This window comes from Kitasatospora sp. NBC_01250, assembly GCF_036226465.1.
Classification (GTDB): Bacteria; Actinomycetota; Actinomycetes; order Streptomycetales; family Streptomycetaceae; genus Kitasatospora.
In genome coordinates this window covers 5,948,368-5,969,530 of sequence record NZ_CP108476.1, presented here as the reverse complement: position 1 = coordinate 5,969,530, position 21,163 = coordinate 5,948,368, and the positions used below count along the sequence as shown (strand labels likewise).

Genomic DNA, 21,163 nt, shown 5'->3' with positions numbered 1-21,163 from the left:
ACCCGTCGTTCCTCGCCGGGTCGCCCGATTCCCGGGCACGGCAGAGCGCCGCGCCGAGTTGTCCGGCCCGGGCCCTGTACGTGTTTTTGACAGGGCCACGGGCCGTACACCGTACCGCTAGTTCGCCCGCACTGGGAGTTGACCGGCCAGTAGGCGAGACGCCGTCACCCACTGGTTACTCAGCCGGTGAAACAGCGCGCCTAAATCAGTAGGCCCGCGCGACAATCGCGAGGTTGCCTTCCTGGTCGTACGAGTCCGGGACCGAACCGTCGGCGGCGACCAGGCAGCGGACCGAGACACCCTGCTCGGCGAGCTTCGTCTCGCCCTCCGGGCCGAGGTCGGCCCAGGAGATCCGGCCCCAGCCGGTGGCGGCGGCCTCGACGCACTCGTCGATGGTCTTGACGTCCACCGTGCGGGACTCGCGGCGCTCGCGGGACTGGCGCAGCAGCAGCGCCTGGTCCTCCTCCAGGATCCCGGGCACCAGCGCGGCCAGCGCGTCGATGGAGACCGGCTCCTTGCCGCCGGGGATGCGGCGGGCCAGCATCGCGGTGCCGTTCTCCAGGTCGCGCGGGCCGACCTCGATGCGCAGCGGGACGCCCTTGAGCTCCCAGTCCACCGCGCGGCGGCCGAACGGGGTGTCGGTGCGGTCGTCGACCACCACGCGCACGCCCGCCGCCTCCAGGGTGGCGCCGATCTCGCGGACCTTGGCGATCACCGCGTCGTCGCCCTTGATGGCGAGCACGACGGCCTGCACGGCCGCCAGCCGCGGCGGGACCCGCAGGCCGTTGTCGTCGCCGTGCGACATGATCAGGCCGCCGACCATGCGGGTGGTGACACCCCAGGAGGTCTGCCAGACGTGCTCGCGCTCGGCGCCCTGCAGCTGGTAGGTCGTGTTGAAGGCCTTGGCGAAGTTCTGGCCCAGCTCGTGCGCGGTGCCCATCTGCAGCGCCTTGCCGTCGCCCATCATCGCCTCGAGGGTGAGGGTGTTGATGGCGCCGGCGAAGCGCTCCTTGACGGTCTTGCGGCCGAGCACCACGTCGATGCCGAGCACGTTGGTCATGAAGTCGCCGTAGACCTGGGTGTGGATCATCGACGCGTACGCGCGGGCGTCCTCGTAGGTGGCGTGGGCGGTGTGGCCCTCCTGCCAGAGGAACTCGGTGGTGCGCAGGAAGACTCGCGGGCGCAGCTCCCAACGGACCACGTTGGCCCACTGGTTGATCAGCAGCGGCAGGTCGCGGTGGCTCTGCACCCACTTGGAGAAGTACTCGTTGATGATGGTCTCGGAGGTGGGCCGGACCACGACCGGCTCCTCGAGGTCCTTGCCGCCGCCGTGGGTGACAACTGCGAGCTCGGGGGCGAAGCCCTCGACGTGCTCGGCCTCCTTGGTCAGGTAGGACTGCGGGATGAAGAGCGGGAAGTACGCGTTCTGCGCACCGGCCTTCTTGATCCGCGCGTCCAGGTCCTGCTGCATCCGCTCCCACAGCGCGTACGCATACGGTCGGATGACCATGGTGCCGCGCACCGGACCGTTGTCGGCCAGTTCGGCCTTGTTGATCAGATCCTGGTACCAGCGCGGAAAGTCGTCCGCCTGGGGGGTGAGAACGGGAGCCTTTGCCATGGGGCGAATGGTACGGCGTGGGACGGACGGAGTGTGAATCGATTCCATCCGCACGGCCGGGAGCGGGAGCCGGAGCACCCCCAGGGGGCGCACGCCCGCCGAACGGCGATGCTCCGGCGTGCTCCTCTGGACGCCGCGCCCGCGCCGCGCTTCGCTGGAGTCGGGACGAACCGTGGGGGGAGCATCCGCAGCTCGTTGGACCGGACCTGATTGGGAGGCCACCCGATGGCTTCAGCGCACGGCACGGCACCCGCACCGCCCCGCCCGCGGCCCGCCTCACGGGCGCGCGACTGGGCCGAGATCCAGGAGCGCACGCTGGTGCCGCTCTACGAGGCGGTGCACGAGCGTGCGGCCGTCGGCCCCGGGACCAGCCTGCTCGACCTGGGCTGCCGCTCCGGCCTCGCGCTGCTGCTGGCGGCCGGGCGCGGGGCCCAGGTCGCGGGCCTGGAACCGGACCCGGAGCTGCGCGAGCTGGCCCGGGCCCGCCGGCTGGCGGTGGCGGCCGGGAGCCCGGGGAGCAGCCCGGCCCACCGCGTGGTCACCGTCTTCGAACCGCTGCGGATGGCCGAGGAGCCGCACCGGGTGGCCCGGGAGGCCGCTCGCCTGGTGCTGCCCGGCGGGCTGGTGGCGCTGGCCGGCTTCGGGCCGGCCCGGGACTGCCAGAGCGCGGCCGTGCTGGAGGTGGCCCGCCGGCGCAGCGGACCGCGCCGGGCGCCCGACCCGCTGCGGCTCGGCGGGGCCGGCGAGCTGGCCGCACTGGCCGCCGGGGCGGGGCTGCGCGTGGTGGCCAGCGGGCGGGTGAGCTGCCCGTTCGGCTATCCGGACCTGGACAGCGCCGTGCGCGGGCTGCTGGCCACCGGCTGGTTCGACGCGGCGGTGGCCTACGCGGGCGAGGCACCGGTGACCAAGGAGGTCGCCGAGGCGCTGCACCCGTTCACCCGGGCGGACGACACCGTCCGGATGGCCAACGGGTTCCGCTACGTGCTGGCCGAGCGGACCTGACGCGGTCCGCTGCGACCTCACGCAGCCTCAGGCGGAATCCCGCGCAATCCCGGCGGCCCGGTAGGCGGCCTCCTCGTCCAGCGTCTCGTGCTCCAGCAGGGCCGCGGCCAGCGCGTCGAGCCGGGGGCGGTGCTCGTTCAGGGTGGCCAGTGCCTCCTCGTAGCACTCGGCGACGATCCGCCGGGCCTCGTGGTCGACGAGGTCCAGCGTGCTGGGCGCGGCGGACAGGCCGTAGGCGCCCTGGCTGTCGTCGGGGATCGCGGTCAGCCGCCCGACCCGCTCGCTCATGCCCCAGCGGCCGGCCATCCCGCGGGCGATGTTGGTGACCTGCTCCAGGTCGCTCTCCGCGCCGGTGGTGATCAGCCCGTAGACCACCTGCTCGGCGGCCATCCCGCCGAGCGCACCGATGATCCGGCCGCGCAGGTACTGCTCGGTGTAGGAGTAGCGGTCGGCCTCCGGGGTGGACATGGTGACACCCAGCGCCCGGCCGCGCGGCACGATGGTGACCTTGCGGACCGGGTCGGCGCCGGGCTGCAGCATGCCGAGCAGCGCGTGGCCGCTCTCGTGGTACGCGGTCCGCCTGCGGTCCGCGTCGGGCATCACCAGCGGCCGCACGGCGCCCAGTTGGACCTTCTCCAGTGCCTCGGAGAGGTCCCGCTGGTCCACGCTGGGCCGCCGGCGCCTGACCGCCAGCAGGGCCGCCTCGTTGACCAGGTTGGCGAGTTCGGCGCCGGTCATCCCCGGGGTGCTCTTGGCGACCTCGGCCAGGCTGGTGCCCTGGGCGAGCGGCACCTCGCGGGCGTGGATGGCCAGGATCGCGGTGCGGCCGTCGCGGTCGGGCGGGCTGACGTTGACCACCCGGTCGAACCGCCCGGGGCGCAGCAGCGCGGGGTCGAGCACGTCGGCCCGGTTGGTGGCGGCCAGCACCACGACGCCCTCGGAGCCGGAGAAGCCGTCCATCTCGGTGAGGATCTGGTTGAGCGTCTGCTCGCGCTCGTCGTGGCCGCCCATCGTGTTGCCGCCGCCGCGCTTGCGCCCGATGGTGTCGATCTCGTCGATGAAGATGATCGCCGGGGCCACCTTGCGGGCCTCGGCGAAGAGTTCGCGCACCCGGCTGGCGCCGACCCCGACGATCATCTCGATGAACTCCGAGGCCGAGGCGGAGAAGAACGGCACCCCGGCCTCGCCGGCCACCGCCCGGGCGAGCAGCGTCTTGCCGGTGCCCGGCGGGCCGGCCAGCAGGACGCCGCCGGGCATCTTGGCGCCCAGCTTGCGGTAGGCGCCCGGGTTCTTCAGGAAGTCCACCACCTCGGTCAGCTCCGCCTTGACCTCGTCGATGCCGGCCACGTCGGCGAAGGTGGTGCGCTTGCCCTCCTCGGGGGTGACCGGCTTGGGCGGGGCCTTGCGGCCCAGCGGCCCACCGCCCGGCCCGCCGGCCATCCGGCGGGCCAGCAGCACCCAGACGACGATCAGCAGCAGCATCGGGGCCAGCGAGATCAGCAGGTTGGCCAGGAAGCTGCGCTGCTGCACGACCGGTTCTGCGGTGACCTCGACGCCCTGGGTGAGCAGGGTGCTGTAGAGGTTGTCGTTGGCGAACGAGGGCCGCTGGGTGGTGAACTCCGTGTAGCTGCCCTTGCCGCCGTCCGGCTTGGGCGCGGACGCCTTCAGGGTGCCCTCGATCGCGTCGCCCTTGGAGTAGATCTTGGCGATGTTGCCCTTGTTCAGCTCGTTGTTGAACTCGGTGTAGGAGACGGTGGTGCCGCCGCCGTTGCCGAAGAAGCTCAGCAGCAGATCGCTGATCAGGAAGACCACCAGGGCGGTGAGGATCAGTCCGATCCAGCCGCCGGGCATCTTGCGGCGCGGCGGGGTCGGCGGCGGCGGAGGCGGCGCACCCTCGGAACGCCAGGGCTGGTCGGGACTCTGGCGGGGCGGCACGGGTTCGGTCACAGTCCGGACCATACGGGCCGAAAACCGGACAATCCACCAGCAACGCCGCCGCGCCGGTCTACCCCGGAGTGCTCATGAGACCCCCCGCGGCGGCCACTCCTCGGCCGTCAGGGCGAACCGCTCGTGGTCGCGCCAGGCGCCGGCGAGGAAGAGCATCCGCGGAGTGAACCCCTCGTGCCGGAAGCCCAGCCGGCGGGCCAGTGCGATCGAACGCTCGTTCTCCGGCTGCACGTTGATCTCCAGGCGGTGCAGGCCCAGACCGCCGGCCACCTGGTCGGCGAAGCAGCGGTCCACCACCAGCCGCATGCCCTCGGTCATCCGCCCGGTGCCCGCGTAGGGCAGGTAACTGTCGTAGCCGAGGGCGGCGTTGCAGAACCGGCCCATCACGATGTTGGACACGTTGCACTTGCCGACCAGCCCGGCGTCCACCCGGTCGACGATCAGGTAGCTGCGCAGCCCGGGACCCTGACGCTGCAGCAGGTCCGGCAGGCCGTCCGGCTCGACCGGGTTCCACGGCCTGATGTGCTCGGCCGATCGCAGCACCGCGGCGGCGTACGGACCGGTGTCGGTCGATCTGGGGGCACGGATGGTCACTCGGCTCATCGCAACATCATCGGGCACGCGTACGGCCCGCCACCTCATGACGAAGGCGGCGGGCCGTACGGCGATCACCTGCTCAGCGCAGGTCGGACGAGCATCAGAGCAGGTCCTTGAACTCCTTGGGCAGCTCGAAGTCGGCCGGGCCCTTGCCCGCACCGATCCCGAACGCACCGCCGTCGGCGCCGGCCTGCTGCCCCGCGCCCGGGCCCAGCGCCCGGCGCTCGGCGGCGGCGGCCTCCTCCTGGGCCCGCTTGAGCGGGTTGCCGCTCTTGCGCTTGCCCTTGGCGACCGGCGCCTTCTTGCCCGACTTCTTGCCGCCGCCGCCCATGCCCGGGATCCCCGGCATGCCCGGGATGCCCTTGCCCGAGGCCATCGCGGTCATCATCTTGCGGGCCTCGAAGAAGCGCTCGACCAGGTTGTTGACCTCGCCGACACCGACGCCCGAACCCTTGGCGATGCGCAGCCGGCGCGAGCCGTTGATGATCTTCGGGTCGGTCCGCTCGGCCGGGGTCATCGACTTGATGATCGCGCCGACGCGGTTGACGTCCTTGTCGTCGATGTTGTTGATCTGCTCGCGGATCTGGCCCATGCCGGGGAGCATCCCGAGCAGCTTGGAGATCGAGCCCATCTTCTGGACCTGCTCCAGCTGCGACAGGAAGTCGTCCAGCGTGAAGTCCTTGCCGCCGCCCTGCAGCTTGGCGGCCATCTTCTCGGCCTCGGCCTGCGAGAAGGTCTGCTCGGCCTTCTCGATCAGCGACAGGACGTCGCCCATGCCCAGGATGCGCGAGGCCATCCGGTCCGGGTGGAAGGCGTCGAAGTCGTCGACCTTCTCACCGTTGGAGGCGAACATGATCTGCCGGCCGGTGATGTGCGCCACCGAGAGCGCGGCACCACCACGGGCGTCGCCGTCCAGCTTGGAGAGCACCACGCCGGTGAAGTCGACGCCCTCGAGGAAGGCCTGCGCGGTGGTGACCGCGTCCTGGCCGATCATCGCGTCGACGACGAACAGGACCTCGTCCGGGTTGACCGCGGCCCGGATGTCGGCGGCCTGCTGCATCAGCTCGGCGTCGATGCCCAGGCGACCGGCGGTGTCGACGATGACGACGTCGTACTGCTTCTGCTTGGCGTACTCGATCGCGTCCGAGGCCACCTTGACCGGGTCGCCCACGCCGTTGCCCGGCTCGGGGCCGTAGAAGGCGACACCGGCCCGGTCGGCCACCACGTTCAGCTGGGTGACCGCGTTGGGGCGCTGCAGGTCGCAGGCGACCAGCAGCGGGGTGTGCTTCTGCTGCTTCAGCCAGTGGCCGAGCTTGCCGGCCAGCGTGGTCTTACCGGCGCCCTGCAGACCCGCCAGCATGATCACGGTGGGGCCGGTCTTGGCGTACTGCAGGCGGCGGGTCTCGCCACCGAGGATGCTGATGAGCTCCTCGTTGACGATCTTGATGATCTGCTGCGCCGGGTTCAGCGCCCCGGAGACCTCGACGCCGAGCGCCCGGTCCTTGATCTGCTTGATGAAAGCCCGGACCACCGGGAGCGCGACGTCCGCCTCCAGCAGGGCGATCCGGATCTCGCGGGCGGTGGCGTCGATGTCCGCCTCACTGAGGCGGCCCTTGCCCCGGAGGTTCTTGAACGTCGCTGCGAGGCGGTCGGAAAGAGTGTCGAACACGTCGGTCGCGGGTCCCTTGCGGCATCGGTATGAGTACGGTCGTCGCCCACCAGGGTATCCGGACACCCCGGCCACCGGCCCCACCCGGTCAGCGCAGTGCTCCGCGCACCTGCTCGGCCACCGCCTCGGCGGCGGCCCCGGTCAGTCGGGCACCGGCCGCGTCGGTGAGGTAGAAGGCGTCCACCGCGTCCGCACCGAGGGTGCTGACGTGGGCGGTGCGCACCCGCACGCCCGCCTCGTCCAGCGCCCGGCCGATCCGGTGCAGCAGGCCGGGGGCGTCGTGCGCGCGCACCTCCAGGACGGTGGCGGTGGCCGAGACGCCGCCGGGCGCCACCGTGACCGTGGGCGGCGGCACGCTGCTGCCGCGCCGACGGGGCACCGCCGCGTCCCGCTCGGCCAGCCGGCGTCCGGGGTCCAGCGAGCCGTCCAGGGCGCGGCGCAGGTCGGCCCGCAGCCGGGCGGCCTCGGGCAGCTCGCCGAACTCGGCGGCCACCCGCCAGGAGAGCAGCAGCACCGGGCCCGCGCCGATCGGGTCCAGCTCGCGCAGGGTCAGCGTGCGGACGGTGAGGCGGTTGAGCGCCAGCACCCCGGAGACCGTGCCGAGCAGCCCCGGCCGGTCCACGATGGCCAGCGTCAGCTCCGCACCGGTCGGCTCGCCCTGCCCGGTGGCCTCCTCGGACGGCACCGCGGCCGCGGAGGGGAGCATCGCCAGGGCCGGCTCACCGGTGCGCGCCGCCTCCACCGCCAGCCGCTCCTGCGCCACGGTGGCGCCGCCGGCCTCGCCCTGCGGCGACGCCGGCTCCTCCCCCGCCAGCACGCCCGCCACCCGGTCGGCCAGGGTGGCCACCAGCGAGGCCCGCCACGCGCTCCAGGCGGCCGGTCCGGTGGCGAGGGCGTCCGCCTCGGTCAACGCGTGCAGCAGCTCCAGGTGCTCGGTGGTGCCCACCGTCTTGGCGATCAGCTCCACGGTCGCCGGGTCGCCCAGGTCGCGCCGGGTGGCGGTCTCCACCAGCGTCAGGTGGTGGCGCACCAGCAGCGCCAGGCTCGCCACGTCCGCCTCGCCGAAGCCCATCCGGGCGGCCACGTCGCGCACGATCACCTCGCCGGCCACCGAGTGGTCCCCCGGCCAGCCCTTGCCGAGGTCGTGCAGCAGGGCGGCGACCAGCAGCAGGTCCGGGCGGGCCACCCGGCGGGTCAGCGCGGCGGCCCGCACCGCCGTCTCGATCAGGTGCCGGTCCACGGTCCAGGTGTGCACCGCGTTGCGCTGCGGACGGCAGCGCACCCGCTCCCAGTCCGGCAGCAGTCTGGTGATCAGCCCCTCGGCCTCCAGCGCCTCCCAGACCGGCAGGCAGGCCTCGCCCGCGCCGAGCAGGGTGATCAGCTGTTCGCGCGCCTCGTCGGGCCAGGGCACCGGCAGCGCCTTGGTCTCGGCGGCGAGCCGGCGCACCGTGGCGTAGCCGACCACCAGGCCGGCCTGGGCGGCGGCTGCCGCCGCGCGCAGCGGCAGCACCGGGTCGGTGGCCGGGCGGGCGCCCTGGGCGAGCACCGCCTCGCCGTCCTGCTCGACCACGCCCTCGGCCAGCGGGCGCCGCGCCGCGCTCCCGCGGGACAGCGCGTCGGCCCCGCGGGCGGCGGCGCGGCCGAAGCGGAACGGCCGCCGGCCGCGGGAGCGGCGGGCGGCCAGCAGCCGGTCCACCGCGCGCCAGGTCACGTCGCCGGCGTAGGCGATGGTGCGGGCAGCCTGGTAGACCTCGCGCAGCAGGGTGTCCGCATCCAGCACGCCGAGCGCGGCGGCCACCTGGTCCTGCTCCTGGAGCGCGAGCCGCTCGGTGGCCCGCCCGGTGGCCAGGTGCAGCGCGTCACGGACGTCGCTGAGCCTGCGCTGGGCGGCGTCCAGGCCCTGTCGCGGCGCGTCGGCCAGCCAGGAGGCGGCGATCGCGTCCAGCGCCACCACGTCCCGCAGGCCGCCCCTGGCCTCCTTCAGGTCGGGCTCCAGCCGGTAGGCCAACTCGCCGTGGCGCTCGGCCCGTTCCCGCCCGAGTTCACGCAGCTCGGGCAGCCGCTCGGCGGCCCGCTCCCGCCAGTCGGCCAGCACCGCCGAGCGCAGCGCGGCGGTCAGCTCGGCGTCGCCGGCCAGGTGCCGGGCGTCCAGCAGGCCCAGCTGCGCCTTCAGGTCGGCGGCGGCCACCGCACGGGCCTCGGCGGGCTTGCGCACCGAGTGGTCCAGGCCCACACCGCTGTCCCAGACCGGGTACCAGAGCCGGTCGGCGAGCGCGCCGACCGGGGCGCCGTCGTGCAGCAGCAGCACGTCCAGATCGCTGCGCGGGGAGAGTTCGCCGCGGCCGTAGCCGCCGACCGCGACCAGGGCGACGCCGTCCGCGCCACCGCCGGCCGCCGCGAGCAGGCCGGTCAGCCAGCGGTCCGTCAACGCGGCCAGCGCGGTGCGCCGTTCGCGGCCGGTCAGTGCGGGGTCGGCGAACAGGTCGGCCCGGGCGGCCTGGTAGTCCACGGGTTCGAGCGGGTCAACGACGGTCATGGCGGCTCCCGACCGAGCGGGAACGGACCCGCGGTGGGTGCTCTCCGCTGCGGGTCCGTCCGGTGAGGTGATGTCAGACTGGGTGATTCACAGGGCGTCGGGTCCGCGCTCGCCGGTCCGCACCCGGACCACGGTGTCGACCGGGACGCTCCAGACCTTGCCGTCCCCGATCCGTCCGGTGCGGGCGGCCTTGAGCAGGACCTCGATCACGTCCTCGGCGTCGTCGTCGGCGACCAGCACCTCTATCCGGATCTTCGGGACCAGGTCGACGGTGTACTCGGCGCCCCGGTAGACCTCGGTGTGGCCGCGCTGGCGGCCGTAGCCGCTGGCCTCGGTGACGGTCAGGCCCTGGACGCCGAAGGCCTGCAGCGCGTCCTTGACCGGCTCCAGCTGGTGGGGCTTGACGACGGCGGTGATCAGCTTCATCGGGCGTCCACTCCGGTCTTGTGCGTGGTCCTGGGTCCAGCGGGCTCGGCGGCGCCGGGCTTGGCCGCCGCTGTCGCGGAGCCGCCCAGCGCCCGGGCCAGGCTGGCCCCCACCGCGCTGAAGTCGTAGGCGGTCTCGGCGTGTTCGGCCTGGTCGATGCCGGCCACCTCGACCTCCTCGGCGACCCGGAAGCCGATCGTCCTCTGAATCGCCTGGCCGAGCAGCCAGGAGAGCACGAAGGAGTAGCCCGCGACCACCAGGACGCCCAGCACCTGCTTGCCCAACTGCCCCCAGCCGCCGCCGTAGAAGAGGCCCCGGGCGCTCTGGCCGACGTGCCCGGTGGCGAACAGGCCGATCAGCACCGAGCCGATCGCACCGCCCACCGCGTGCACACCCACCACGTCGAGCGAGTCGTCGAAGCCCAGCTTGTACTTGAGGCTGATCGCGGCGGCGCAGACCGCGCCGGCGATCAGGCCGATCGCCAGTGCCCCGAGCATCGAGACCGAGCCGCAGGCGGGGGTGATGGCCACCAGGCCGGCCACCGCGCCGGAGGCGGCGCCGAGCGAGGTGAAGGCGCCGTGCCGCAGCTTCTCGTAGGCCAGCCAGCCGAGCATCGCGGCGGCGGTGGCGACCTGGGTGTTCATGAAGGCCATGCCGGCCACGCCGTTGGCGGCCAGCGCCGAACCGGCGTTGAAGCCGAACCAGCCGAACCAGAGCAGCCCGGAGCCGAGCATCACCAGCGGCAGGCTGTGCGGGCGCATCGGGTCCTTCTTGAAGCCGACCCGCTTGCCCAGCACCAGGCACAGGGCCAGGCCCGCGACCCCGGCGTTGATGTGCACGGCGGTGCCGCCGGCGAAGTCGATCACGCCCAGGTGGTCGACCAGCCAGCCGCCGTGGCCGTTGTCGGTGTAGAAGACCCAGTGCGCGACCGGGAAGTAGACGACGGTGACCCACAGGGCCACGAAGAGCGACCAGGCCGTGAACTTGGCCCGGTCCGCGATCGCACCGCTGATCAGCGCCGGGGTGATCACCGCGAACATCAGCTGGAACGCGGCGAAGGCGGTGACCGGGATCGAGCCGTTCAGGTCGTTCATCCCGATGCCACGCATGCCGAGGTGGTCGAGATTGCCGATCAGACCGTGGAAGGAGTCGTTGCCGAAGCTGAGGGTGTAGCCGTAGAGCACCCAGAGCACGCTGACGATCGCCAGCGAGATGAAGCTCATGACCAGCATGTTGAGGGTGCTCTTGACCCTGACCATGCCTCCGTAGAAGAAGGCCAGGCCCGGGGTCATCAACATGACCAGGGCCGCACTGATGAGCACGAAGGCGGTATCGCCCCCGCTGAAGCCGTCCGGCATCGGCGTCTCCTCCAGGTGTCCGCCGCGCCACCCTCGGGATCCTGTCCCGTGCCACCCGGGGTGTCGGCGATGGACAGGAGAGTGCCGAAGACGGGTTTCGGCCAGTGCGGCTCGGTGTTTCGCCGTCGTGAAGCGGTCGACGCACCGGTTACGGGTACGTGAACTACGGCCGTGCCATGACAGGCCGTGAGGTACCGTACCGCCGCACACCACCCGGGGTGGCCATTCGATCACCCCGGGTCCACCGAACGGACTACCGCGGGGCTAGGCCGTGTCTCACAATTCCCGCCAGGCGCGCGACGCGAATTGTGAGACACGGCCTAGACCGCCTCGTACTCCGGGATCTGCTCCACCACCAGGTCGGCCAGCCGGTGGACGGCCGGAACCGAGCGGTAGTCCCGGGTGGCCGCCGCCGAGGTCTTGCGGACCCGGGTGTTGAGCCGCTCGGAGCGCACCTTGCCCGCGATCTCCACCGCCTCCTCGGCCAGCACCGTGGCCTGCTCCGGCTCGCCGCGCAGCAGGTGCACGCTGGCCATGCCGACCAGGTTGAAGGCGTAGGAGCGGGTGTGGTTCTCCTTGTCGGCGCGGAACAGGTCGACGGCGGTGGCCATCACCGGCTCGGCCATCGAGGCGTACCGCGGGCTGCGGCTGGAGTGGTAGGCGAGGTCGCGGAAGGAGTGCGCGTTCTCCGCGTACAGCTCGGCCTTGGAGAAGAACCGCAGCCAGTCGGGGTCGTTCTCCACCGCGCCGGTGTCGGTGAAGGTGTCCTCCGCCAGCCGCACCGCGCGGGCGCAGCGGTTGACCTCGCCGATGTTGGAGTACGCGCGGGCCTCCATCGCGTAGAGCAGCGCCTGCTGGCGCGGGGTGGCGGAGTCCCGGCTGCCGTACTGGGCCAGGTGGATCAGCTCCAGCGCGTCCTCGCCGCGGTTGAGGTGGATCATCTGGCGGCTCATGTCGGTCAGGATCTGCGCGCCGAACGGGCGGTCGCCGGCCTCCTTGGCCGCGTGCAGGGCCAGCACGTAGTACTTCTGCGCGCTGGGGTGCATGCCCACGTCGTAGGACATCCAGCCGGCCAGGTGGGCGAGTTCGGCGGTGAGCCGGAACAGGCGCTGGGTGATCTGCGGCGCGTAGGTCTCCTGCAGCAGGTCGGTGACCTCGTGCAGCTGGCCGACCACCGCCTTGCGGCGCAGGCCGCCGCCGTTCTGCGCGTCCCACTGGCGGAAGGTTCCCGCGGTCTGTTCCAGCAGCTGCAGCTCCGGCTCGGAGAGCCGGCCGGTGAACGGCTCACCGCCGCCGGCCGCCGCCAGGATCGGGGTGGGCGAGCCGCCGGGGCCGGGTGTGAGCCAGCGCTGCATCGGCTCGATCAGCGCGGCGCCGGCCGTCAGGGCCAGCGAAGTCCCGAGGAAGCCGCGGCGGTTGAGCATCAGGTCGCTGCGCGAGTACTCGCTGATCAGCTGCACCGTCTGCGGGCCGCTCCAGGGCAGGTCGACCCCGCCGCCGGCCACCGTGGAGACCGGCACGACGGTGCGCAGCCCGAGGTCCTCGACCGAGACCACCGAGCCGAAGCGCTCGGAGAAGAGGTCGGCCATGATCTTCGGAATCGGCTCACGCGGCTGCTCGCCGTCCAGCCAGCGGCGTACCCGTGAGGTGTCGGTGCTCACGTGGTGCGCGCCGAGCTGGCGCGCCTGCCGGTTGACCTGTCTGGCGAACTCGCCCTTGGACCAGCCGCTGCGCGCGAACCAGGCCGTCAGTTTCTCGTTTGGCTGCTTCTCTGCCATTGAGGGTCCACCCCAGTCCCGCCGGGCCCCGCTCGGGGGCCTGCCGTCATCCCGCCCACGCACCCACCGCCCCGGTCCGTGTGCTGAACGTAACCTGCCGCGCCGGGCCCGGGGGATGCTTCGCCGGGAATCGCCACCATTCGCCACCCCCACGACGGGAGCCGACGGTCCGTCAGCAGCGCTTCACTGGTAGCCGGATCCCGCCCGGTACCGGGTGGATCGACTCCTGCACTCGACGGCGCACTCCGCTCGCCGCGCGCCGCCACGCGAGAACGCACGCTGGACGCGAGAATTTGACTGTGCGTCACAGTCCCGTAACCGCCGGCAATCGAATTCTGTTGGGGGAGGCATGGACAACCTGTTCGGCGATCTGAGGTTCGGCTCGCGCCGCCGCATCCGCGCCACCGCGTGCCAGGCCGCGGCCGAGTACGCCGGGCGCTGGGGCTGGACGGTCGCCCTCGGCGGCTCGCAGGCCCGCTCGGGAGCCGCGGCCCGGGTGCGACCGGCCCACCCGTGCGCCTGCGGCCGGCCGCACTGCGCGGCGCCCGGGCTGCATCCCCCGCACGGCGCCGCCGCCCGCGAGCTGCCGCCCGGCGCCGCGCCGCACGAGGCGCGCGAGCTGTGGAGCGGCGAGCCCGGGGCCAGCGTGCTGCTGCCGGCCGGGCGCACCTTCGACGTGCTGGACGTGCCGGAGCCGGCCGGGCTGCGCGCGCTGGTCCGGCTGGAGCGGATGGGCACCCAGGTGGGCCCGGTGCTCGCCTCCCCCAGCGGCCGGCTGCTCTTCTTCGTCGCCCGCGGCACCGCCGCCAAGCTGCCCGACCTGCTCTACCGGATGGGCTGGGACGACGCCGCGCTCGACCTGGTCTGCCACGGCGAGGGCACCTTCCTGGCCGCGCCGCCCACCGTGCTCACCGGCCTCGGCCCGGTGCGCTGGCTGCGCCACCCCTGCCGGGAGAGTGCCGCCCGGCCGCCCGAGGCCCGGCTGCTGCTGGGGACCCTCGCCTACGCCTGCCACCGCGGGCGGGAGCGGGCGGTGGCGGCAGAGCCGGCCTGGCTCGCCTCCTGATCCACGGATCCAGTGGTCACGGCTCCACGGCTCCCGAACGCGAACGGGGCGCCCTCCCCCACTGGGAAGGACGCCCCGCGAACCGGCCCCGACGGGGGTCAGTCGCCGATCAGCGCGTCCACGAACGCGGCCGGCTCGAACGGCGCCAGGTCGTCGGCACCCTCGCCCAGGCCGATCAGCTTGACCGGCACGCCCAGCTCGCGCTGGACCGCGACCACGATGCCGCCCTTGGCGGTGCCGTCCAGCTTGGTGAGCACGATGCCGGTGATGTCCACCACCTCGGCGAAGACCCGGGCCTGGACCAGCCCGTTCTGCCCGGTGGTGGCGTCCAGCACCAGCAGCACCTCGTCCACCGCGCCGTGCTTCTCCACCACCCGCTTGACCTTGCCCAGCTCGTCCATCAGGCCGGTCTTGGTGTGCAGCCGGCCCGCGGTGTCGATCAGCACGGTGTCGGCACCCTCGGCGATGCCCTCCTTGACCGCGTCGAACGCGACCGAGGCCGGGTCGCCGCCCTCGGGCCCGCGCACGGTGCGGGCACCGACCCGCTCGCCCCAGGTCTGCAGCTGGTCGGCGGCCGCGGCCCGGAAGGTGTCGGCCGCACCGAGCACCACCGAGCGCCCGTCCGCGACCAGCACCCGGCCGAGCTTGCCGGAGGTGGTGGTCTTGCCGACACCGTTGACGCCGACCACCAGGACCACCGCGGGGCGGCCGTCCTCGTGCTTGGCGGTCTTCAGCGAGCGGTCGGCCTCGGTGCCGATCAGCGCCACCAGCTCCTCGTGCAGCAGCGCGCGCAGCTCGGCCGGGGTGCGGGTGCCGAGCACCTTGACCCGGGTGCGCAGCCGCTCCACCAGCTCCTGGGTGGGAGCCACGCCGACGTCGGCGGTGAGCAGGGTGTCCTCGATCTCCTCCCAGGTGTCCTCGTCCAGCCGGTCCCGGGAGAGCAGCGCCAGCAGGCCCTTGCCGAGCGAGTTCTGCGAGCGCGACAGCCGCGAGCGCAGCCGCACCAGCCGGCCCGCGGTGGGCTCGGGCACCTCGATCGCGGGCGCCTCGACGGCCTCCTCCGGCTCGACCTCGACGGTCTCGACCGGCGCGGGGAGCTCGACCTCCTCGACGGTGGTGACCGGGGCCTCGCGCGGCGGGGCGGCCTCGTCACCGACCTGCGGCTCGGCCGGGGCCGGCTGCTTCGGCTCGGTCGCCTTCGGCTTGGCGGGCAGCGGCGCGGTGGGGGCCTTGGGGGGCAGTTCCTTGCGCCGCCTGCCGCTGACGACCAGGCCGGCGACCGCGCCGACGGCGATCACGGCGATGACCACGGCAAGGATCACGTATTCCACATCAAACTCCTTCGCTGGTACTCCGGCCGTGGCCGGGGTATCGAGTGATCCTCCCGCGGATGACCTTTCGTCACACCGCCGCTACGCCCTGTCACGCACCCGTGCGGTGCCGCTCGGGGCCCGGCCGTCGCGAAGCGTTCGGACGGCCGAGTGAGAAGCCCTCTCGCCGTGAGAGGGAGGAGTCACAACGCGACCCAGTATCCGTGATCGCACCGCCCCACGGGCGGATGCCCCGGCATCGGGCCTGTCCGGCGGCGGCCGTTCAGTCGGCCGGTCGCGGGGCGGCTCCACCGGCGAGGGCCGCGTCCTGCTGGTGCGGCAGCGCCGGGGGCCGCCGCCGCTCCCGGTCCTTCTCGCGCAGCCGCTGGCTGATCACCTGGGAGATGCCGTCGCCCTTCATGGTCACGCCGTAGAGCGCGTCGGCACACTCCATGGTGAGCTTCTGGTGGGTGATCACGATCAGCTGGGAGCTGTCCCGCAGCTCCTCCATGATCCCGATCAGCCGCCGCAGGTTGGTCTCGTCCAGCGCCGCCTCGACCTCGTCCATCACGTAGAACGGGCTCGGCCTGGCCTTGAAGATGGCGACCAGCAGGGCCACCGCCGTCAGTGAGCGCTCGCCGCCGGAGAGCAGCGACAGGCGCTTGACCTTCTTGCCCGGCGGCCGGGCCTCCACCTCCACGCCGGTGGTGAGCATGGAGTCCGGCTCGGTCAGCACCAGCCGGCCCTCACCGCCGGGGAACAGCCGGGCGAACACGCCCTCGAACTGGGCAGCGGTGTCGCGGTAGGCGGCGGTGAAGAGCTCCTCCACCCGCTGGTCCACGTCCCGGACGATCTCCAGCAGGTCGCGCCGGCTCTTCTTGAGGTCCTCCAACTGCTCGCCGAGGAACTGGTGGCGCTCCTCCAGCGCGGCGAACTCCTCCAGGGCCAGCGGGTTGACCCGGCCCAGCTGCTGGAAAGCCTTCTCGGCCGCGCGCAGTCGCTTCTCCTGCTCGGCGCGGACGTAGGGACGGCTCTCGCCCGACGGCCGCCCGTCCTTGCCGGGCTGCTTGCCGGGCTCCTTCGCGGACTCCTTGCCCGGTCCCCCGGCCGGCTCCTTGTCCGGATCCTTGTCCGGTTCCTTGTCCGCTGCCTCGTCGAGCGGGGGCGGCACCGGCTGGTCCGGCCCGTAGCCGCTCAGCAGTTCCTCGCCCTCGATGCCGAACTCCTCCAGGGCCCGGGTCTCCAACTGCTCGATCCGCAACCGCTTCTCGGCCCGCAGCACCTCGTCGCGGTGACCGGCGTCGACCAGCTTGTCCAGCTCGTCCTTCAACTCCCGGCCGCGCTCGCGGATCTGGCGCAGCACCGTCTCGCGCTCCGCCCTGGCCTGCTCGACGGCGGTGCGCTCGGCCTCGGCCCGGCCCAGCGAGACCTCCAGGCAGGTGAGCAGCGCGCGGGCGCCGGCGGCCACCGCACCGGCCACCCGGGCGTGCCGCTCGGCGCGCTTGCGGCGCTCGGCGGCGCGGGCCCGCGCCTCGCGCTCGGCGCGGGCCGCGCGGTCCAGGCTCTCGGCCCGACCGGCCAGCGAGCGGACGCGTTCCTCATGGGTGCGCACCGCCAGCCGGGCCTCCAGCTCGGCCTGCCGGGCCGCGGTGCCCAGCTCGGCCAGCCGGTCGCGCTCGGCCGAGTCGGGCTCTTCGCTCTCCTCGTCCGCCAGTTCCTCGGCCGCTGCGAGCCTGGCGGCCAGCTCCTCGGCGGCGTCGGCCGCCGCGGCCAGGCCCTGCTCGGCCCGCTCGACGGCCGCCGTGGTGCGCTCGGCCTCACCGGCGGCGGCCCTGGCCTGCCCGCCGAGCCGGCCCAGCGAGCCGGCCACCTCGGCCCGCTGCTTCTCGGCCCGGCGGCGGTCGGTGGCCAGCTGCTCGACCGCCGCGGCCAGCTCGCTGCGGTGCTCCTTGGCCTGCGCCAGCCGCTCGGCCAGCTCGGCGCAGCGCCCGGTCAGCTCCTCGATCGCGCGGGCCGCCGCGTCGACGGCGGCCTGGGTCTCCAGCTGGCTGGGCGGGCCTGCCGAGCCGCCCTGGGCGAGCGCGGCGGCGAGCAGATCGCCCTCGGCGGTGACGACGGTCAGCCGCGGGTGGGTGGCGAGCAGGCGCCGGGCGGCGGCCAGGTCGGCGACCACGGCGGTGCGGTGCAGCAGCGCGCGCACGGCGGGCAGCAGGCCGGCGGGGCCGTCCACCAGCTCGGCGGCCCAGCGGGCGCCGAACGGCGCCAGGTCGGGCAGTTCCACACCGCCCGGTTCCGGGCCGCTCGGTTCCTGGTCGGTGCGCGCCAGGCCGGTGAGCGCAAGGTCGGCCGGCTGGGTGCCGGCGATCAGCAGCGCCGCCCGCCCGGCGTCCGCCTCGCGCAGCAGGCGCAGCGCGCCGACGGCCGTGTCGAGGTCGGCCACCGCGACGGCGTCGGCCACCGCCCCCAGCGCCGCGGCCACGGCCACCTCGTGGCCGTGGGCCACGGTGAGCAGTTCGGCCGCCGGGCCGAGCACGCCGGCCAGGCGCTCGGCGGCGCCCAGCAGCGCGCCGGTGCCGTCCTTGCGGCGCAGGCCGAGCGAGAGCGCCTCATGACGCGCGTTGAGCGCGGCGCGTTCCCGCTCGGCCGCGCTCTGCGCCTCCCGGGCGGCGCTCAGCGCCTGCTCGGCGCCGGCCAGTTGCTCGCGCGCCTGCTCGTGCGTGTCCGCGAGCTGTTCGTCGCCGGTCTCCAGTCCGGCCACCTGCTCCCGGAGCAGCTCGAACTCGGCCTGCGCAGCCTCGGCCCGCACCGCGGCCTCGTCCCTGGCGGCCGCCAGCCGGTCGATCTCGGCCTGTGCGCCCGCCGCCCGGCTGGCCGCCGCGGCGGCCTGGCCCTGCAGCCGGGCCAGACCCTCGCGGCGGTCGGCCACCGCCCGGGCGGCCGCCCTGAGCCGCTGCTCCTCGGTGCCGAGCGCACGCTCGGCACCGGCGCGGGCCTCCACCGCCTCGGCGAGCGCATCGGCAGCCGCCTCCAGCGCCTCGGTCAGCGCGGCCTCCTCGGTGCGCACCCGCGCGGCCTCCGCGGCCAGCTCCTCCGGGTCGCGGCCACGCCGCTCCTCGCCCTGCCGCTCGGTCTCGGCGTGCCGGACCCTGGCCTCGGCCAGGGTGATCGTGCCGCGGGTCCGCTCGACCAGGGCGGAGAGCCGGTACCAGGCCTGCCGGCCGGCCTCCAGGCGCGGCCCGAGCTGCTCGACCTGGGCCTCCAGCACCGCCTCGCGCTGCCGGGTGCGCTGCAGTTCCTGCTCGACCGTGGACTGCCGCAGCCGCAGGGCGAGTTCGTCGGCCACCTCGGCCTGTATGGCCTGACGCAGCGTCAGCAGGTCGTCGGCGAGCAGCCGCAGCCGGGCGTCGCGCAGCTCGGCCTGGATGCCGGCCGCCCGGCGGGCGATCCTGGCCTGCCGGCCGAGCGGGCCGAGCTGGCGGCGCAGTTCGGCGACCAGGTCCTGCACCCGGTTGAGGTTGGCCGCCATCGCGTCCAGCTTCCGCAGCGCCTTCTCCTTGCGCTTGCGGTGCTTGAGCACTCCGGCGGCCTCCTCGATGAAGGCGCGGCGGCCCATCGGGTCGGCCTGCAGCACGGAGTCGAGCCGGCCCTGGCCCACGATCACGTGCATCTCGCGGCCGATCCCGGAGTCGGAGAGCAACTCCTGGATGTCCAGCAGCCGGCAGGCGTCGCCGTTCAGCGCGTACTCGCTGCCGCCGTTGCGGAACATCGTGCGGGTGATGGTCACCTCGGCGTAGTCGATCGGCAGCGCGCCGTCGGTGTTGTCGATGGTGAGGCTGACCTCGGCGCGGCCGAGCGCGGCACGCCCGCTGGTGCCGGCGAAGATGACGTCCTCCATCTTGCCGCCGCGCAGCGACTTGGCGCCCTGCTCGCCCATCACCCAGGAGAGCGCGTCGACCACGTTGGACTTGCCGGAGCCGTTCGGGCCGACCACGCAGGTGATGCCCGGCTCGAAGCGCAGCGTGGTGGCCGAGGCGAAGGACTTGAAGCCGCGCAGCGTCAGACTCTTGAGGTGCACGCGCTGCTCTCCCTACCGCTTCCCGTGTCCCGCGAGAGGTCCCACGGGCTTCCCGCGCCCCGACTGTATCCGCCCGGCGCGGCGGTTTCGGGAGGGCTGGCCGTGGGCAGCCTCAGACAAAATGAAGGTCAGGGCCCCGGTAGCAGGCGAGGGGCGGCAGGTGGGGGCCACAGGCAAGGGGAGAGACGACGAAGGGACGCCGGTGAGGGCGTCCCTGATGATCGCGTTCCGTCCGGGATCACGCACGACCCCGACGCGGAGCGAAACACATCCACGTACGGCTGACCCGCCCGGTCTCCATCCGGTCGAGTCGGTGTTGCTTTCAGGTGAGTGCGGGCTCCCGCTGTCCCAGGTCGATGCTGTCGAGCAGGGAGTGCTCGTCAGCGACCGCGACCAGCGCGTCGTTCTCGGCCTGCATCCGAACGAGTTCGGCTTCCAGGTCCTGGACGCGCTGCTGAAGCCGCCGCATCTCGGACAGCATTCGCGGGTCGGGGCCGCCGACGTACCCGAGAAGCGCCTTTGCCATGATGTATGGTCCTCCACGCTGAGTGACCGAACCGGTACGGTACAGGTCGAGGGGAAGGGGTGACGCGCGCGCTGGCGAATCCAGGGCAGCCGAGCTGGCAACACAGGTCAGACACTGTGGATGTACGGCCACAGGGCATGACCCTGCCCGAAATCACGGTCGCGTGCGCGGGCTTCCAGCGTCTCACCAAAGACCGTACGGGTCAACACGATCACCGCGTGCTACAACCCCGCTGTCACCTGCATGGCGGTCGACTCACGCCACGGGCAGCGGACCGTGCCACCGGAGGGACGGTGGATCACTGCACGATGCGGAGTTAACCACGGGTAGGCCCTGATGGCAACCATCACGTCACCCGCTCAGCGGATGGCAAAGCTGTCGTACCCGTCGCCGGTCGCGCTCCAGATCTCGGTCACCCCGGTGACCCGGCCCGGCGTTCCGGGGCCCCGCAGCAGGGCCAGCAGCAGCTCGCAGTCGGCGTGCGTGCCCTCGGCCACCACCTGGACCCGGCCGTCGTCGAGGTTGCTCGCGTAGCCGGTCAGGCCGATCTCCAGCGCTCGGGCCCTGGTCCACCAGCGGAAGCCGACGCGCTGGACGGTGCCCCGCACCCAGGCGGTGGCTCGGACGTTTTCGTGCATCCCCCGAGCCTATGGTGCGCGGCGCGGGTCAGCCCAGCGGGCCGGACCGCTCCCAGCCCGGGGTGTGGATGTCGAGGGTGAGGGAACCCTGCACGACCTCCTCGCCGCAGCAGCGGCAGACCCAGGCCGGATCCAGCTCGTGCTCGGCCTGTCCGCCGCCCGTGTGGCACAGGGTGACGGGCGGCTCGGTCACGGCCCAGCGGTCGCCCCAGACGAGCAGCGCCTGGGTGACCGGGGCCAGCTCACGGCCCGCCCGGGTCAGGTGGTACTCGTAGCGGGCCGGGCGCTCCTGGTAGAGCCGGCGCTCGACCACGCCGGCCTCCTCCAGCGCCCGCAGCCGGGCGGTGAGCCGGTCCCGCGGGGCACCGGTGTTGCGCACGATCCGGTCGAAGCGGTGGTTGCCGTAGAACAGCTCGCGCACGGCGAGCAGCGCCCACTTCTCCCCCAGGATCTGCAGCGCGGCGGCGATCGAGCAGGGCCGTCCGGCGGGCTTGGCGGTCGCCGCCCGGGCGGCGGCCGGACGGCCGGACGGGTCAGCCTGGCCGGCGGCGGGGGCGATGACGGGATCGGTGCTCACAGCGCCAGCCTGCCACAGGGGGTTCCATTCTCAAACCAAG

Annotated in this window: 15 protein-coding genes; 2 read left to right on the top strand and 13 right to left on the bottom strand. The window is 73.5% G+C overall.

The window, feature by feature from the left end; genetic code table 11:
- Positions 1 to 205: 205 nt before the first annotated feature.
- A complete protein-coding gene (proS, locus tag OG500_RS25215; RefSeq protein WP_327069097.1) occupies positions 206 to 1,618 on the bottom strand; it encodes a proline--tRNA ligase in 1,413 nt (470 codons plus the stop codon).
- A 225-nt stretch (positions 1,619 to 1,843) separates the two neighbouring features.
- Between proS and OG500_RS25210 the strand changes: the two genes are divergently transcribed.
- Complete coding sequence (locus OG500_RS25210; protein WP_329583594.1) at positions 1,844 to 2,620, top strand: class I SAM-dependent methyltransferase; 777 nt, start codon at positions 1,844 to 1,846, stop codon at positions 2,618 to 2,620.
- Positions 2,621 to 2,647: 27 nt separating this feature from the next.
- Here OG500_RS25210 and ftsH read toward each other — a convergent pair whose 3' ends face one another.
- The 7 genes from ftsH to nsdA form a co-directional block, all read right to left on the bottom strand.
- On the bottom strand, positions 2,648 to 4,567 hold the full coding sequence (gene ftsH / locus OG500_RS25205) for an ATP-dependent zinc metalloprotease FtsH (RefSeq protein ID WP_327069095.1): 1,920 nt from the start codon (positions 4,565 to 4,567) through the stop codon (positions 2,648 to 2,650).
- A gap of 72 nt (positions 4,568 to 4,639) precedes the next feature.
- Complete coding sequence (locus tag OG500_RS25200) at positions 4,640 to 5,170, bottom strand: GNAT family N-acetyltransferase (RefSeq protein WP_327069094.1); 531 nt, start codon at positions 5,168 to 5,170, stop codon at positions 4,640 to 4,642.
- A gap of 94 nt (positions 5,171 to 5,264) precedes the next feature.
- Positions 5,265 to 6,833, bottom strand: coding sequence for a signal recognition particle protein (ffh, locus tag OG500_RS25195; protein WP_327069093.1), 1,569 nt, complete (start codon positions 6,831 to 6,833; stop codon positions 5,265 to 5,267).
- Positions 6,834 to 6,921: 88 nt separating this feature from the next.
- Complete coding sequence (locus tag OG500_RS25190) at positions 6,922 to 9,369, bottom strand: [protein-PII] uridylyltransferase (protein WP_329583589.1); 2,448 nt, start codon at positions 9,367 to 9,369, stop codon at positions 6,922 to 6,924.
- Positions 9,370 to 9,456: 87 nt separating this feature from the next.
- Positions 9,457 to 9,795 (bottom strand): P-II family nitrogen regulator, encoded by a 339-nt coding sequence (locus tag OG500_RS25185; RefSeq protein ID WP_327069091.1) that lies wholly within the window; start codon positions 9,793 to 9,795, stop codon positions 9,457 to 9,459.
- Positions 9,792 to 11,153, bottom strand: a complete 1,362-nt coding sequence (locus tag OG500_RS25180) for an ammonium transporter (RefSeq protein WP_329583586.1) — start codon at positions 11,151 to 11,153, stop codon at positions 9,792 to 9,794. Before OG500_RS25180 ends, OG500_RS25185 begins: the two co-directional genes overlap by 4 nt.
- A gap of 320 nt (positions 11,154 to 11,473) precedes the next feature.
- Positions 11,474 to 12,931: a transcriptional repressor NsdA gene (nsdA, locus tag OG500_RS25175; protein ID WP_327069089.1), complete on the bottom strand. Its 1,458-nt coding sequence runs from the start codon at positions 12,929 to 12,931 to the stop codon at positions 11,474 to 11,476.
- 349 nt (positions 12,932 to 13,280) lie between these two features.
- Here nsdA and OG500_RS25170 point away from each other — a divergent pair, with 349 nt between their 5' ends.
- Positions 13,281 to 13,997 carry a bifunctional DNA primase/polymerase gene (locus OG500_RS25170; RefSeq protein WP_327069088.1) on the top strand — a complete coding sequence of 239 codons (717 nt, stop codon included), beginning with the start codon at positions 13,281 to 13,283 and terminating at the stop codon, positions 13,995 to 13,997.
- 98 nt (positions 13,998 to 14,095) lie between these two features.
- Here the strand turns inward: OG500_RS25170 and ftsY are convergent, their stop codons facing one another.
- From ftsY to OG500_RS25145, 5 genes are all read right to left on the bottom strand, one after another.
- The gene (gene ftsY / locus OG500_RS25165) at positions 14,096 to 15,328 is read right to left on the bottom strand and encodes a signal recognition particle-docking protein FtsY (protein ID WP_327069087.1); all 1,233 of its coding nucleotides are present in this window, start codon (positions 15,326 to 15,328) and stop codon (positions 14,096 to 14,098) included.
- 262 nt (positions 15,329 to 15,590) lie between these two features.
- Positions 15,591 to 19,382, bottom strand: coding sequence for a chromosome segregation protein SMC (gene smc / locus OG500_RS25160; protein WP_329583582.1), 3,792 nt, complete (start codon positions 19,380 to 19,382; stop codon positions 15,591 to 15,593).
- A 322-nt stretch (positions 19,383 to 19,704) separates the two neighbouring features.
- Entirely contained in the window at positions 19,705 to 19,908 is a 204-nt protein-coding gene (locus OG500_RS25155; RefSeq protein ID WP_184935389.1) for a hypothetical protein, read from the bottom strand.
- 359 nt (positions 19,909 to 20,267) lie between these two features.
- A complete protein-coding gene (locus OG500_RS25150; protein WP_327069085.1) occupies positions 20,268 to 20,546 on the bottom strand; it encodes an acylphosphatase in 279 nt (92 codons plus the stop codon).
- Between the two features lie 28 nt (positions 20,547 to 20,574).
- Positions 20,575 to 21,123 carry a winged helix-turn-helix transcriptional regulator gene (locus tag OG500_RS25145; protein WP_327069084.1) on the bottom strand — a complete coding sequence of 183 codons (549 nt, stop codon included), beginning with the start codon at positions 21,121 to 21,123 and terminating at the stop codon, positions 20,575 to 20,577.
- Positions 21,124 to 21,163: the final 40 nt, after the last annotated feature.